Origin of the sequence: Flavobacterium sp. 140616W15, assembly GCF_003668995.1 — a bacterium.
Classification (GTDB): domain Bacteria; phylum Bacteroidota; class Bacteroidia; order Flavobacteriales; family Flavobacteriaceae; genus Flavobacterium.
Genome location: NZ_CP033068.1, coordinates 1189684 through 1203654, shown reverse-complemented (window position 1 = coordinate 1203654; position 13971 = coordinate 1189684). Strand labels below are relative to the sequence as shown.

The window sequence follows — 13971 nt, the reverse complement described above, 5'->3', positions numbered from 1 at the left end:
TACGGTGCCTAATTAATGTAAGCGTCTGAATAAGTATGAAGTGCCATTTGAAAGTTATTTATTAATTCTTCTCGTGAAGCAGAAATATCCAATAAACTAATATCATCAATATTTTTAAACTTGTACAATACTTCTTTATTAAAACTACAGACTACAATAGGCACCCCTTTTCTTTGCAATTTAATAAAGTCAAATAAGTCCTCTCCTGAATAAACAATGAAAAAAATAAACGAATATTCCTCTTGTATATTGTCAAAATTATCTTCTGAACTAAATTTTTTATAGACTTTAAAATTAATATCTTTTCCAAATTGCTTTTTCAAAAATCTGGAAAAACCATGTTGATTATCATATACTAATACCTCTTTTGTCTCCATTTTATTTACTTACTATTCCCCATTTTGCAATTAATCCACTTGCTCTTTATTCCCTTTTAGAAAAGATACAAAATAACCGATTTCTTTTAGGAGAATATGTTTAAAAAACAACAAATTAAGACATATTTCAACCGTTAAGTGATTTTTCAACAAACAACAGTCGGAAAAAATCAAAATAAATACGAATTATTCATTAGCATAATACAATTTAAAAAGTAGCCTTAATGAAATCATCAGAAGGTTTTCTTCCGAATTGCTGAAAATACATTGAAGTAAAATAACTTAATTTGTCATAATTTAATTCATGTGAAATATCTATCAATGAATCAAACTTTCCGCTTTTAAGCAGTTCATTGGCAAGAATCATTTTTTCTCTTAAAAAGAAATGATTTGGAGTACTAATAAACATTTTTTTGAACAAAGACATATATTTTGAGACTGACATTCCTGCCATATCAGCTAAAAATTCGATTCCAGGAAATCCTTTATATAGATTTTCTAATAAATAATCTTTTGTAGTATTTAAAACTTCAGCTTCTTTTTCTGGCACATAATGAAGCATGGGTAATGGATTTGAATAACGATCAATAAATGTTGCCAATAGCCTAAGTGCAACTCCCCGCAAATATATTTCGAAAGCTGGATCTAGGAAAGACTTATTTTTTATAGCATGCATAATAACCTTGCTTTTACTATCAATATGATCATAAAAGAAAAGCGTATTTTTTCCACTTTTTATTTTACGCTTATTTGAATCTCTTATAACGCCATTTGCAACTGTAAATTTCAATAAGTCTTTGGCTACCAATAATCGCATAGCAAAAACCCGTTCTCCTACAACAGGCTGAAAAACATTATCAATAGCGTTGTCAAACACACCCAAACCTAAATTAGCTTTATATCCAATTTTATGCTTTATCCCCTGAACATGAATCAAATTCATTTTATCACTAAAATCATAATGAATTATATATAAGTCATCTTCTGATTTGATTCTTTTTATCAGAATGGGTTCTTTAAATATTAAATCCCAAATTACAACCGAAAGCCCAGGCATAACTTCTGTATAATAAAAACCGCCATCAGCAACATCTTTAGGCATCTGTAAAAACTTATCTTCAATTAGCGCTGCTCCTAACCTCTCAATAAGTTGTTTTGCAAGTTCTTTTTGCCATACAGATGTTAAAGTATATGTGTGACTAATTTCTATCATTACTGTAATTGTTTAATAAACTCTTTTGGTGACATCCCATAAAAATCTCTAAATTTTGCTGTAAAATAGGAATTGTTAGTAAAATTTAATTCGTTCGAAACTTGGGTAATCGTCAACTGTTTCTCTATCAAAAGACGTTTAGCTTCAATAAGTTTATTATTAAGAAAAAAAGAATTTGGAGTCATTCCGGTAATCTTTTTAAATAATTTTTTATATTTAGTCTCTGACATATTTGCCTCTTGCGCTAAAAAAACAATACTTGGAAAAATCTGATTTAAATTTTCAATTAAATAGGCTTGAGATTTTATAATTCCTTCTAAATCTTTTTCATTAACTCTATCAACTACAATTTCATCAAGGACCATCTTTTCAATATATTCAGCCAAAAGATTTTGTACAACTCCTTTAAGATGAAGAGCAAAAGACTCCCCTTCTAACTTTGAGAGCGCAAATTCATCAGAAGATTATAACTTTCATTACTCATTCTGGTAAATTTGACGATCGTATTTAATTTAGAATCTAAAATTTCTTCCGCATGCATTTTTATTGATGGGTTATTTTCTAAATATCCTTTTATTACTTCTTTTTAATAAAAATATTTAGGGCAAATGTCTTACTTCCTGGTTTAACAATATAATCAGAACTTAATGTACTATCAATAATAACTAAATTATAATTCCATCTACCAATTGGATTCTCTCCATCGCCTAATAATAAAACAGCCTCTCCTTCAGTAAGATTATAATACATCCCTATAAAGTCATCTGTTTTGTTTTCTTGTCTGAAGTGAATTTCTGAATGGTATAAAACATCTATATAAAGTACTGAAATTCCAAAGTCACAACTCAAGAAATACCTTTCTCCTGTATGAATATAATCTGGAACTATGATAAAATTACTATCAACTCTTCCTTCCAATTGTATCGCTAGAGGTTCTACCCAATCTAACTCCACTCCATAATGATGTATAATTTTTTTCATAAATATTGTTTACAAGCTTTTTACATAATACAAAACAAAATTATCATGTATTAAAGTAATCAAAAAAACTGTTCAATTAATGGTAGTAGTATTGTTTTTTGCTTTTATTCTCTAGAAAATTTTAGAGTGCAAAATGAAACAATATTTATGGTTTAATACGTTAAAAAAATATCAGATTAAGACATTTCTTAAACACATAACAAATCTTTATTAGCCATAAATTAAGTTATGTTTCGTAAATGTATAAATTATCTATATACGTATTACAAAAAATGAATATACTAATACAGGTTATGTTTCAGAAGGTATTTTATTAATAAAAAAAGCGATTTCCAATATCCTGAAAATCGCTTTTGAATTTGTTTTTTTGATGAATTAACTTTTAATCCAATTGATTATCTCTGGATCTGTTGGTACCGTTTTAGGATGAATTACTTTTACCAATTCTCCTTTTTCATTAATTAGATATTTCTGGAAGTTCCACTCTACTTCTGAGTCTTGCAATCCATTTTTAGATTTTTGAGTCAAAAATTGATATACTTCGTTCATATCATCCCCTTTTACTGAGATTTTGTCCATCATAGGAAAAGTTACACCATAGTTTTGCTGACAAAAAGCACCAATCTCTTCATTTGTTCCTGGTTCTTGTGATGCAAAATTATTTGCAGGAAACCCAACAATTACAAAACCTTTATCTTTATATTCTTTGTAAATAGCTTCTAAATCTTTGTATTGTGGTGTTAATCCACATTTTGAAGCTGTATTTACAATCATTATCTTTTTCCCTTTTAAAGAAGCAAAATCAAATGGGTTCCCCGATAGATCCTCTACTTTAAACTGATAAATGGTTTGTTTTTCCATAACCTTTTCGTTTTTGTTGTTTTTATTTTTCTTTGTTTGCGCTTGATTCTGACAGCTAAACAAAATCATAGCACCGCAGAATAGAAACAATAATCTTTTCATAATTAAATTTTTTATAAAATTAATCAAATTTGATTTACCTGATTTCGTTCTTCACTTTATTTTATGATTGAACAATTGTTAATTTAAAAAGAAGCCTGATGCATATAAACATCAGGCTTCCTTAACAAACAAATTAAATTCTCTCTTCTAAAAAGTAATTTTAAACATAATACTTTTATTAAATTTATAAATTAGGAAAGAGGCTTCCAAATTCGTTCCTTCATCTTTTACCTCTAGAAGCAGGCTAAATATTATCCCCCATATTTGCCTTTATTGTTCTAAAATCTCATTAGAATGGAAACCTATCTCCCTATTCAATCAATTATTCAAGTCTAAATTATCCCCCATTCAGACTATCATAATGTACATATACGAGATTAGTTTACGCATGGTTTTAAAAAACATAAAAAAAGTTAATATATTATACTTTATATACTTATAAAAGTATTATGGTTATAAATAAATTACTATTTCTTTAATTTTTTAAATTATATTTATACCAGCTTTAACAATATTTATAGTTTTTTAAAATAAAAAAGACAAATTTGTTCACCCTAAATCTACAAAATATGAGTCAAGACGAATTATTGGTATTAATTTATAAGAAAGACGAAAAAGCTTTTACCTATCTATACGATATGTATTCTAAAAGTTTATTTGCCGTTATCAATGTTCTTATAAAAAACAGAGAAGAAGCTGAAGATGTACTTCAGGAAGTATTTGTGAAAATCTGGAAAAACATCGATACTTACCACGAAAGCAAAGGTCGATTTTATACTTGGATCCTTAATATTGCTCGAAATTCGTCTATTGACAAACTTCGTTCTAAAAACTTTAATAACAGTCAAAAAAACCTTTCATCAGATAATTTCGTACATCTATTAGACGACAGTAATAAACTCGTCAACAAAATCGATACTATTGGAATTCATGAGTTTGTAAAAAAACTCAAACCAAAATGTATTGCGATAATTGATTTATTATTCTTTAAAGGATATACCCAACAAGAAGCTTCAGAAGAGTTGGCGATACCTTTAGGAACTATAAAAACGCAAAACAGAAACTGTATTAATGACTTACGAATTTATTTGAAATTATAATGGAAACAAAAGAATATATAGAATCCGGTATTTTAGAGCTTTATGTTTATGGATTACTTAGCGAATCTGAAAGTATGGAAGTAGCTGCTATGGCAAAAAAACATGTTGAAATTAACAATGAAATTATAGCCATCGAAAAAGCAATTGTAGCACTGTCTTCAAGCTTTTCACCTTTTCATTCGGTAGCTAATTTTGAAAAAATTAAAGCGAAACTAGAACTTAAACATGGTAAAGTTGTCGATATGAAGCCAGCTTCTACTTGGTCACAATATGTAGGTTGGGCCGCTGCTGTACTCTTCTTATTAGGTTTTGCTTACCAGTATGTACAACTCACTCAAACCAAGCAAGCAATAGCGATTGTTGGGAGTGAAAAAGACAAATTGAAAAATGATTATGCACTTTTAGACCAAGAAAATAAAGTTACTGCGCAAAGCTTGGCCATTGTAAGAGACATAAAAAACACTGGAGTTACCCTAGGTGGACAAGCTGTAGCACCTCAATCATATGCTAAAGCCTATTGGAATAAAGATACCAAAGTAACCTATATTGATGCTGCTGGTTTACCAAAACCTCCAAAAGGAAAAGTATATCAGGTATGGGCACTTAAACTTAGTCCAGTACTTACACCTACAAGCATTGGTTTATTAAGTGATTTTGATTCTAATAGTCAAAAGTTATTCAAAGTAGAAGATACTGGCTATGCTGAAGCTTTTGGAATTACTCTTGAACCTGAAGGCGGAAGCCCAAGTCCTACAATGGATCAATTGTACACTTTAGGAAAGGTATAAAAAATAACCTATCACAAAATTAAAACGCATATTTAAATAAATTAATATGCGTTTTTTATTATTTTAAAATTCCATTCAACCAATACTAAACCAATTCAATTTATGAACAGTACTTTAATTTTAAGAATTGCCGTAGCTATTATTCTACTTACTCACAGTGTTTTTGGAATATTTGATAATGGCATTAATGATTTTGGAAACCTCTATTTAAACCAAATTGGGTTCGCTCCTCTTGGTGTATTCCTCGCCTGGTCGATAAAGCTATCACATATTGTTGCAGCTGTTCTTCTGCTTGCTAATAAGTACATCAACTTTGCTGCAATTATTACTATTCTAGTACTTATTATGGGAATTATTTTAGTTCATTTTCAAGAAGGCTGGTTTGTTGTAGGTGGTGGCAGAAACGGAATGGAATATAACTTTTTATTGATTTGCGTATTATTAGCAATTATGTTTCCAAATGGGATCATTAAAGGTTCTGAGAAATAAAGGCTTCTTCTTAAGGTACAAAGAGGCAAAGTTCCGATAGGTATCAGAACTTTGTAACTTAGTGCCTCAGAACCTTTAAGAAAACCTTAGTAACTTAAAAAAAATATAAAATTCTTTTTTTATAAAAATCTATATCGTAATATTGCAATATAAAAATACAATCATGGGAGCTACTAAAACAGATTTCTTTACTGACAATCAAAACGAACTGGCTATTCTGGCAAAAGCACTAGGACATCCTGCAAGAATTGCCATTATAGAATATTTATTAAAGGTAAATGCATGCATTTGCGGTGATATTGTAAACGAATTACCACTTTCCCAGCCTACCATTTCTCAACATCTCAAAGAGCTTAAAAACGCTAATTTGATAAAAGGAAGTATCGAGGGAAACGCAATTTGCTATTGTATTAACGAATCTGGATTTGAAAAAATCAAGGTCTTTTTCCAACATGTTACAGCACATTTGGAGAAAAGAAATAATGAATGCTGTTAAATATTAAAAATAAAAACTATGAAACTTTCAGAAATTAAAAACATTTTAAAAACTGTTGAAGCTATTAATTTTCAGCTTCCAAATGGGAATTATGTACCCGAGTATTTTCACGTTACCGAAGTTGGTTTGATAACCAAGAATTTTATAGATTGTGGAGGAACGGTACGTAAAGAAACAGTTGTAAACTTTCAGCTTTGGGATGCTAATGATTACGAGCATAGATTAAAACCTCAAAAACTGGTTCATATTATCGAACTTTCAGAAAAGGTTTTGATTCCGACAGCTATCGGAATGGAAGATTTTGAAATTGAAGTCGAATATCAAGATACTACTATCGGCAAATACGATTTAGACTTTAACGGTAAAGATTTTCTTTTATTAAATAAACAAACGGCTTGCCTTGCTATGGATCAATGTGGAATTCCATCGGAAAAACAAAAAGTAAATCTTTCGGATATATCAAATCAATCTAACTCTTGTACTCCGGGCGGAGGCTGTTGCTAATTTTTTAAATATCTTAAATATGCGCACACTCTTTCCCGAAATCGAAAACACAATTGGTTCTTTTGATTTTAAAAATATTCCTCCTGAGCGTAAAAGTATTTTGCTTCCTTTGGTAGTTTTTATACAAAATAGAGTGAATACGCTACAAGAAATTAGGCTTAATTTTATTTGTACCCATAATTCGAGAAGAAGTCATCTGGCACAAATTTGGGCACAAGCTGCAGCTGCGCATTTTGGCATAAAAAACACTTCTTGTTATTCGGGAGGAACGGAAGCGACTACTTTATTTTCTGTGGTTACTAAAACGCTGAAAGAATCGGGTTTTAAAATCGAAACTATTTCCGAAGGTCAAAACCCTATTTATTCGATAAAATTTGCGCCTAACGAACAACCTATTATTGGGTTTTCTAAAACCTATGATGCTAATTTTAATCCCGAAAGCAAATTTGCAGCTATAATGACGTGTTCGCAAGCCGATGTGGGATGCCCATTTATTGCTGGTGCTGAAAAACGCATTCCGATTACTTACGATGATCCGAAAGCATTTGATAATACACCTCAACAATTTGAGAAATATCAAGAACGCAGTGTACAAATTGCTACCGAAATGTTTTATGTTTTCTCACAAATAAACAAATAATATGTCTGCAAATACTTGCGCTCCAACTTTCGAAAGAAAAAAATTAAGTTTTCTTGACCGTTTTTTAACGCTTTGGATTTTCCTTGCTATGGCTGTAGGCGTTTCAATTGGTTATTTTATTCCATCGAGCGGAGATTTCATTAATTCTTTCTCTCGCGGAACTACTAATATTCCGCTTGCAATTGGATTAATATTAATGATGTATCCTCCACTTGCGAAAGTTAAATACGAACTCTTGGGAGAAGTTTTTAAAAATACCCGAGTATTGGGTGCCTCTCTATTTCTTAACTGGATTGTTGGCCCTTTTTTAATGTTCGGATTGGCTTTATTATTCTTAAATGGTTATCCTGAATATATGATTGGCTTAATCTTAATAGGCTTAGCCAGATGTATTGCAATGGTTGTTGTATGGAATGATCTTGCTGATGGAAACCGTGAATATGCTGCTGGATTAATTGCACTAAATAGTATTTTTCAGGTTTTACTTTATAGCGTTTATGCTTGGTTTTTTATCACTGTTTTACCTCCTTATTTTGGATATACGGGTTTTAATGTAAATATCTCCATTGGTCAAATTGCAGAAAGTGTTGGTATTTATTTAGGGATTCCTTTTGCACTTGGTATTGGTAGCCGTTATATTCTTATTAAACTAAAAGGTATCACTTGGTTTGAGAATAAATATGTGCCTCGAATTTCACCTATCACACTAATTGCATTATTGTTTACCATCTTAATCATGTTCAGCCTAAAAGGAGAATTAATTGTGCAAATTCCTATGGATGTAATACGAATTGCTATTCCTCTGATTCTTTATTTTGTAATAATGTTTGTATTTAGCTTTTTTACTGGCAAGTATTTTGGTGCTGACTATTCTAAAGCTACTGCAATTGCATTTACTGCTACTGGAAACAATTTTGAACTTGCAATTGCTGTCGCCATTGGTGTTTTCGGTATTAATAGTGGACAGGCTTTTGCTGGCGTAATCGGACCTCTTGTTGAAGTCCCTGCCTTAATTGCTTTGGTTAATGTTGCCTTTTGGTTTAAAAAAGTTTCTTTTAAAAACTCAGAGATTTAAAGTAACAAAGGCATCTTTTAAGGTGCTGAGGTACTAAGTTACAAAGTTCCGATAGCTATCGGAACAAAGGCTGTTTAGCTGGTGTGTGTAACTCTTTTGCAATAATGCTTTCTAAACTTTACGTTTAATTTCTCATGTAAAAGCAGACACAATCTTATCATCCTAACGCAGAAAAGATCCCCCATTGATACGATACAATTTGGAGAGCTATTACTACATCAATTTACTATTTTCGAACTTTCGTTTCTCAATAACTCTCATAGATTTATATTGATTGTTTTATCATGAAAACGAATACCCTAGCCCTGATGGAAACGGCATCCTTTTTATTTTTTCTTTAAAAATAAAAAGATATAGTGGACAGCAGGAAGTAGCTACTAATTCAAAATCTTAATTTACAACAAGATTCATATAACCATACTGTTACTAAAACTTATAAAACCTACTTAGGAGGGGAAAAGTTAAATAAAAAAAGGTTCAACTTTTTACAGTTGAACCTTTTTATGTGAACTAATAATTTATTATTTTTTATAATACTTGCGGTATTTTGGATAAGTTACAGCTCCTATCAGTGTAATTGTCCCCAATGAATACCATATCCAATCTAATGAATGTGCTTCTCCACTTGCATAAGAGTGTAATCCTACCAGGTGGAAGTTTACTCCATAATAAGTAAATAAGATTGATACAAATGCAAACATACTCATTAGGTTAAAAAACCATTTTCCGCGTAAAGCTGGTACAAAACGAGCGTGAATTACAAATGCATAAATCATAATACTGATTAATGCCCAAGTTTCTTTTGGATCCCATCCCCAGTAACGTCCCCAACTTTCATTGGCCCATTGCCCTCCTAAGAAGTTTCCTATACTAAGCATAATCAAACCAATAGTTAATGCCATTTCGTTGATGTATGTAATTTCTTGAATATTTAAGTCCATCTTGGCTTTGTTGTTCTTGTTGGTAAAGAAAATCAATACTAATGATACAAAACCTAATATCATTCCTAATGCAAATGGTCCGTAACTAGCAACAATTACTGCTACGTGTATCATTAACCAGTATGAATTAAGAACAGGCTGCAAATTAGCTATTTCTGGATCGATCCAGTTTAAATTTGATGCAAAGAAAATCATAGACGTAACAAATGCTGCAGAAGCTACTGTAAGTTTTGATTTTCGATCAAAAGCCAATCCAAAGAACATCGTTGCCCAAGCTACATAAACAATAGACTCATACGCATTACTCCATGGTGCATGTCCTGCAATATACCAACGTGCTATTAATGCAATTGTATGAAATGTAAATATGATACCTATTAAAATATGAAAGCCATTTACTACAATACGCAAAAACTTTTTATCAAAGAAAATACTGAGTAAAGTAAAAATCAACATAAAAATTCCGGCAAGCGAATACCAATAAATCATTTTTGGTAAAATATTATAAGTATTATATGCAATTTCAAGATCAATTTTATTATCACTTGGTCGCACTTTACTTCCAAATTTCTTTTGGAACCCGTTGATGCTTTCTAGCAATTCATCGGCTTGTTTGAAATCTTTTGTTATCGAAGCATTATTTAAAGCTGCAAAATACATTGGCAAAATTTGCTTCACATAAGTTTCGTCCATTCCTTTCAAACCAGCATTGCTTATCTCTAAGTAGGAAATCCATTTATTACCTGGATCATTTGGTATAGGGAATATTTTTAATATACTTCCGCTTAAAGCCGATTCCATTATATTTACCTTTTTATCAGTTTCGATAAAATCTTTCTCAAACTGATTTGGGTTTGCTGCTTTATAAGCCGCATCTAAATAAGGTGATAATTTATAGTTTCCTTTCTCGTCAAAGAATTTAATAAATGGAGCAAAGCCTGCATCTTTATCGATTCCGATAATTTTACGAATACTATCATTTCCTGACTTAATGTATATAATCGGAATTTCTATCCAAACCTGAGCGTATTGTGTCATTGACAAAAATACCTGATCAGAATTCATTCCGTTATACGTATCGTTATGACTTACTTTTCTCAATAATTCTGATGAGAAAGTATTAATAGGCTTCATTCTTCCACCTGCATCCTGAATAATCAAACGACCAAATTTGGCTGCATGTTCTTTTGGTGCTTTGTATATATTTATTAATGAATCAAGTTGTTTTTGACTTGGTGGTTTTGTAACATGGTTTGCATGATTCTTTGGATCCTTTGTTTCTGCTGCATGATTGTGGTCATGGTCTTTTGCATGGTCATGATTTGGATCAGTACTATGTGCTGCATGATCATGGTCGTGATCGTGATCGTGGTCATGTTGCTCTTGTGCAAATCCGTTGAAGCTCAACATTAAAACTAAAATAGTAATAAATTTTGCTTTTTTATTTTTTACTTTTTCTAGTTTGCGCTTTAAGTCAGCAAAACGAGAATGTTTAGTAAACATAATTGCCATTAGACCAAAATACAACAAATAATAACCGAAATAGGTAATGTTAGTTCCCCAGAAATCATGATTTACTGATAAAACAGTTCCTTTTTCGTCTGGATCAAATGAAGATTGGAAGAATCTATATCCTCTATAATCTAATACGTTGTTCATATAAATTCTAGCATCAAATGTTTTAGTTGAATCTATAACAGTAACTTTACTTTCAAAAGAAGAATAACTTTTCTCTGTTCCTGGATATTTTTGAGCTATAAAGTCATTCAATTTAACCTTGAATGGCAGTATATAAGCTTTACTTCCGTAGAAAAAAGTATAATCAATTTTTCCAATTTTAACTGTTTTAAAATCTCCAATTTTCCCTTTTGATCCTAATAACGTTACTTCTTTTTCCTGACCTTCAGCTTTTAGCGTTACTGTCAAAGCATCTTCATGTGTTTTAGCCTTGTAATCATTATTTGATTCATAAGCAATAACTCCTTTTACAGCTGGATCTGGAAAAACAATACGTATATCTCCAATACTATATAATGAACGCATCATTAATGGCTGTACATTATCCTTGGTTACTTTTCCTTTGAATTTATCGGCCATACGCATAAAATCTCCTTCAAAAGGGGTTTGTATCGTATACGTTTCACCTGTTGTATTGATATTAATAGCTCCTTCTGTAGGTTTGTTTAATGCAAATAAAACATTGTGTATGTTTTGCACTTCGCCATCTTTAAGGAAATGTTCTTCACGTCCACCTTCACCAGCTTCTACTAATTTTAAATATAAAATTCCGTTAGCATCTGGTTTTATAACTTCTTTGGCTCCCATAATAAAGTCCTTATATTCAACCTCAAATGGAGTTTCATCAAATTTTCCTGAAATACTAAAATCGTTATTGGCTACTGGAGATAATAGTAAATTTTTCTCAAAGACACGGCGTTTCATTTCGCCCTTAAACTCCCCATCTGCAAAAACAGTAAGAAATGTTTTGTCTGAATATACCTGATTTTCGGTAGCGCCTTCGCGAATTGGCATCATCCCTTCATAACTAATATAACGCGTTATAAAAGCGCCTAAAAGGATAAAAATGAAAGCCAAATGCAATAGTAAAGTTGCCCATTTTTCTTTTTTGTGTAATTGGTATCTTTTAATATTTCCAAAGAAATTAATTAAGAAGAAAACCATTATGACCTCAAACCACCATGAGTTGTATATAAAAATTCTGGCTGTGTCAGTATTGTACTTACTTTCTATAAAGGTCCCGACCCCCATTGCAATTGCAAATGTTAAAAAAAGGACAGCCATTAATCGTGTAGAAAACAAAAAGGAGAATATTTTTTTATCCATTACTAAGGAATTACGTTTTATAAAGTGGCACAAAAGTACTTAAAAATGTTGACTCAAATATTCGTGCTTTTGTTAATTAAATCCAAAATAAAACACTTCTATGAAATCTCTATAATGTTTTTTCTTGTTAAAATGAATTTCTAAACGAACTTACCTAGTAACGGGAGTCCTTTAAAAAAATTTGCTAATTTTGCAATATGATTAAAATAACACTTATTGGATCTGGAAATGTATCTCAACATTTAATAAATGCTTTCGCAAAAAACAGTGCGATTGAACTTATTGAAGTATATTCCAGAACCAAAAAAGAAATAGCTCCACTACTCGATTCTAATAAAATTGTAACTGATCTTGCTCTTTTAAAAGAAGCCGATTTGTATATTATTGCCGTTTCTGATGATGCAATATCGATAGTTTCTGAACAATTGCCTTTTAAAAACAAACTAGTAGCTCACACTTCTGGAACTGCTTCATTACAGGCAATTAATACAAAAAACAGAAGTGCTGTCTTTTATCCTTTACAAACATTTACAAAGAATAAAGAAGTCGATTTTAAAGTGATACCGCTTTGTTTAGAAGCCGAAAATAATACCGACTATTTGGTACTTGAAACAGTTGCTAAAAGCATTTCGGATGCGGTATATTCCATCAATTCGGAACAACGCAAAGCATTGCACGTTGCAGCTGTATTTGTAAATAATTTCACTAATCATTTATATCAAATCGGACAGGAAATATGCGAAGAACATCAGGTTTCATTTGATACATTAAAACCTTTAATCGCCGAAACTGCCAATAAAATTAATACGCTTTCGCCTATTGAAGCTCAAACGGGTCCTGCAAAACGCAATGACATTACAACAATCGAATCACATTTGAGTTATTTATCAAATGAAAATCAAAAAAAAATATACACATTACTAACAAAATCTATACAAAATAATGGCAAAAAGTTATAAAGAAATAATGAACGACATCACTACTTTTATTTTTGATGTTGACGGAGTACTTACTGATAGTTCTGTTTTTGTAACCAATGAAGGAGAAATTCTTCGTACGATGAATATCCGTGATGGTTATGCTATGAAAGCAGCTGTAGAAAGTGGGTATAATGTATGCATTATCTCTGGCGGAAGCAATGAAGGCGTGCGTGTACGATTACGCAATTTAGGAATTACAGATATCCACTTAGGAACTCCAGATAAAGTAGCAACCTTTAAAGAATATACTGAGAAATATAATATTAATCCTGAGCAAGTTTTATACATGGGTGACGATATTCCTGATTATCATGTAATGAAATTAGTAGGATTACCAACTTGTCCTCAAGACGCGAGTCCTGAAATAAAAACAATTAGTCGTTATATCTCACACGTAAAAGGAGGAAAAGGTTCAGCGCGTGATGTAATCGAACAAGTTATGAAAGTACAAGGAAAATGGATGGAACACTTTAATGGGAAACACGATTAATTTAATTGTTGATTGTGAATTGTTGATTGTGAATTGTTGATTGTGAATTGTTGATTGTGAATTGTTGATTGTGAAATGTTAGATGAAAAG

General features: G+C 31.2%; 15 protein-coding genes. 9 read left to right on the top strand and 6 right to left on the bottom strand.

The genetic code is table 11. The annotated features are described in order from the left end of the window. Positions 1 to 8 precede the first annotated feature (8 nt). The 5 genes from EAG11_RS05210 to EAG11_RS05190 all read right to left on the bottom strand — a co-directional run bounded on the left by EAG11_RS05210 (position 9) and on the right by EAG11_RS05190 (position 3534). A complete protein-coding gene (locus EAG11_RS05210; protein WP_129538222.1) occupies positions 9 to 377 on the bottom strand; it encodes a hypothetical protein in 369 nt (122 codons plus the stop codon). A 208-nt stretch (positions 378 to 585) separates the two neighbouring features. Next, the gene (locus EAG11_RS05205; RefSeq protein WP_129538221.1) at positions 586 to 1590 is read right to left on the bottom strand and encodes a helix-turn-helix domain-containing protein; all 1005 of its coding nucleotides are present in this window, start codon (positions 1588 to 1590) and stop codon (positions 586 to 588) included. Continuing rightward, positions 1590 to 1976 carry an AraC family transcriptional regulator gene (locus EAG11_RS05200; RefSeq protein WP_129538220.1) on the bottom strand — a complete coding sequence of 129 codons (387 nt, stop codon included), beginning with the start codon at positions 1974 to 1976 and terminating at the stop codon, positions 1590 to 1592. The genes EAG11_RS05205 and EAG11_RS05200 overlap by 1 nt, the downstream gene beginning before the upstream one ends. A gap of 190 nt (positions 1977 to 2166) precedes the next feature. Then, entirely contained in the window at positions 2167 to 2571 is a 405-nt protein-coding gene (locus tag EAG11_RS05195) for a hypothetical protein (RefSeq protein WP_129538219.1), read from the bottom strand. A gap of 375 nt (positions 2572 to 2946) precedes the next feature. Then, positions 2947 to 3534, bottom strand: a complete 588-nt coding sequence (locus EAG11_RS05190) for a glutathione peroxidase (protein ID WP_129538218.1) — start codon at positions 3532 to 3534, stop codon at positions 2947 to 2949. Positions 3535 to 4103: 569 nt separating this feature from the next. Between EAG11_RS05190 and EAG11_RS05185 the strand changes: the two genes are divergently transcribed. The 7 genes from EAG11_RS05185 to arsB all read left to right on the top strand — a co-directional run bounded on the left by EAG11_RS05185 (position 4104) and on the right by arsB (position 8626). Continuing rightward, complete coding sequence (locus tag EAG11_RS05185) at positions 4104 to 4634, top strand: RNA polymerase sigma factor (RefSeq protein ID WP_129538217.1); 531 nt, start codon at positions 4104 to 4106, stop codon at positions 4632 to 4634. After that, complete coding sequence (locus tag EAG11_RS05180; RefSeq protein WP_129538216.1) at positions 4634 to 5422, top strand: anti-sigma factor domain-containing protein; 789 nt, start codon at positions 4634 to 4636, stop codon at positions 5420 to 5422. Before EAG11_RS05185 ends, EAG11_RS05180 begins: the two co-directional genes overlap by 1 nt. 102 nt (positions 5423 to 5524) lie before the next feature. Next, positions 5525 to 5911, top strand: a complete 387-nt coding sequence (locus EAG11_RS05175; protein ID WP_129538215.1) for a DoxX family protein — start codon at positions 5525 to 5527, stop codon at positions 5909 to 5911. 163 nt (positions 5912 to 6074) lie between these two features. Continuing rightward, complete coding sequence (locus EAG11_RS05170) at positions 6075 to 6407, top strand: helix-turn-helix transcriptional regulator (RefSeq protein WP_129538214.1); 333 nt, start codon at positions 6075 to 6077, stop codon at positions 6405 to 6407. An 18-nt stretch (positions 6408 to 6425) separates the two neighbouring features. Then, the gene (locus tag EAG11_RS05165; protein ID WP_129538213.1) at positions 6426 to 6911 is read left to right on the top strand and encodes a DUF6428 family protein; all 486 of its coding nucleotides are present in this window, start codon (positions 6426 to 6428) and stop codon (positions 6909 to 6911) included. Between the two features lie 19 nt (positions 6912 to 6930). Continuing rightward, positions 6931 to 7551 carry a protein-tyrosine-phosphatase gene (locus EAG11_RS05160; RefSeq protein WP_129538212.1) on the top strand — a complete coding sequence of 207 codons (621 nt, stop codon included), beginning with the start codon at positions 6931 to 6933 and terminating at the stop codon, positions 7549 to 7551. Between the two features lies 1 nt (position 7552). Further along, positions 7553 to 8626 carry an ACR3 family arsenite efflux transporter gene (gene arsB, locus EAG11_RS05155; protein ID WP_129538211.1) on the top strand — a complete coding sequence of 358 codons (1074 nt, stop codon included), beginning with the start codon at positions 7553 to 7555 and terminating at the stop codon, positions 8624 to 8626. A gap of 521 nt (positions 8627 to 9147) precedes the next feature. On the opposite strand, the gene ccsA is transcribed toward arsB, so the two are convergent. Then, a complete protein-coding gene (gene ccsA / locus EAG11_RS05150; RefSeq protein ID WP_129538210.1) occupies positions 9148 to 12411 on the bottom strand; it encodes a cytochrome c biogenesis protein CcsA in 3264 nt (1087 codons plus the stop codon). 197 nt (positions 12412 to 12608) lie between these two features. On the opposite strand from ccsA, the gene EAG11_RS05145 reads away from it, so the two are divergent. After that, positions 12609 to 13370, top strand: a complete 762-nt coding sequence (locus tag EAG11_RS05145) for a Rossmann-like and DUF2520 domain-containing protein (RefSeq protein ID WP_129538209.1) — start codon at positions 12609 to 12611, stop codon at positions 13368 to 13370. Beyond that, complete coding sequence (locus tag EAG11_RS05140; RefSeq protein WP_129538208.1) at positions 13354 to 13881, top strand: HAD family hydrolase; 528 nt, start codon at positions 13354 to 13356, stop codon at positions 13879 to 13881. Before EAG11_RS05145 ends, EAG11_RS05140 begins: the two co-directional genes overlap by 17 nt. Positions 13882 to 13971 lie beyond the last annotated feature (90 nt).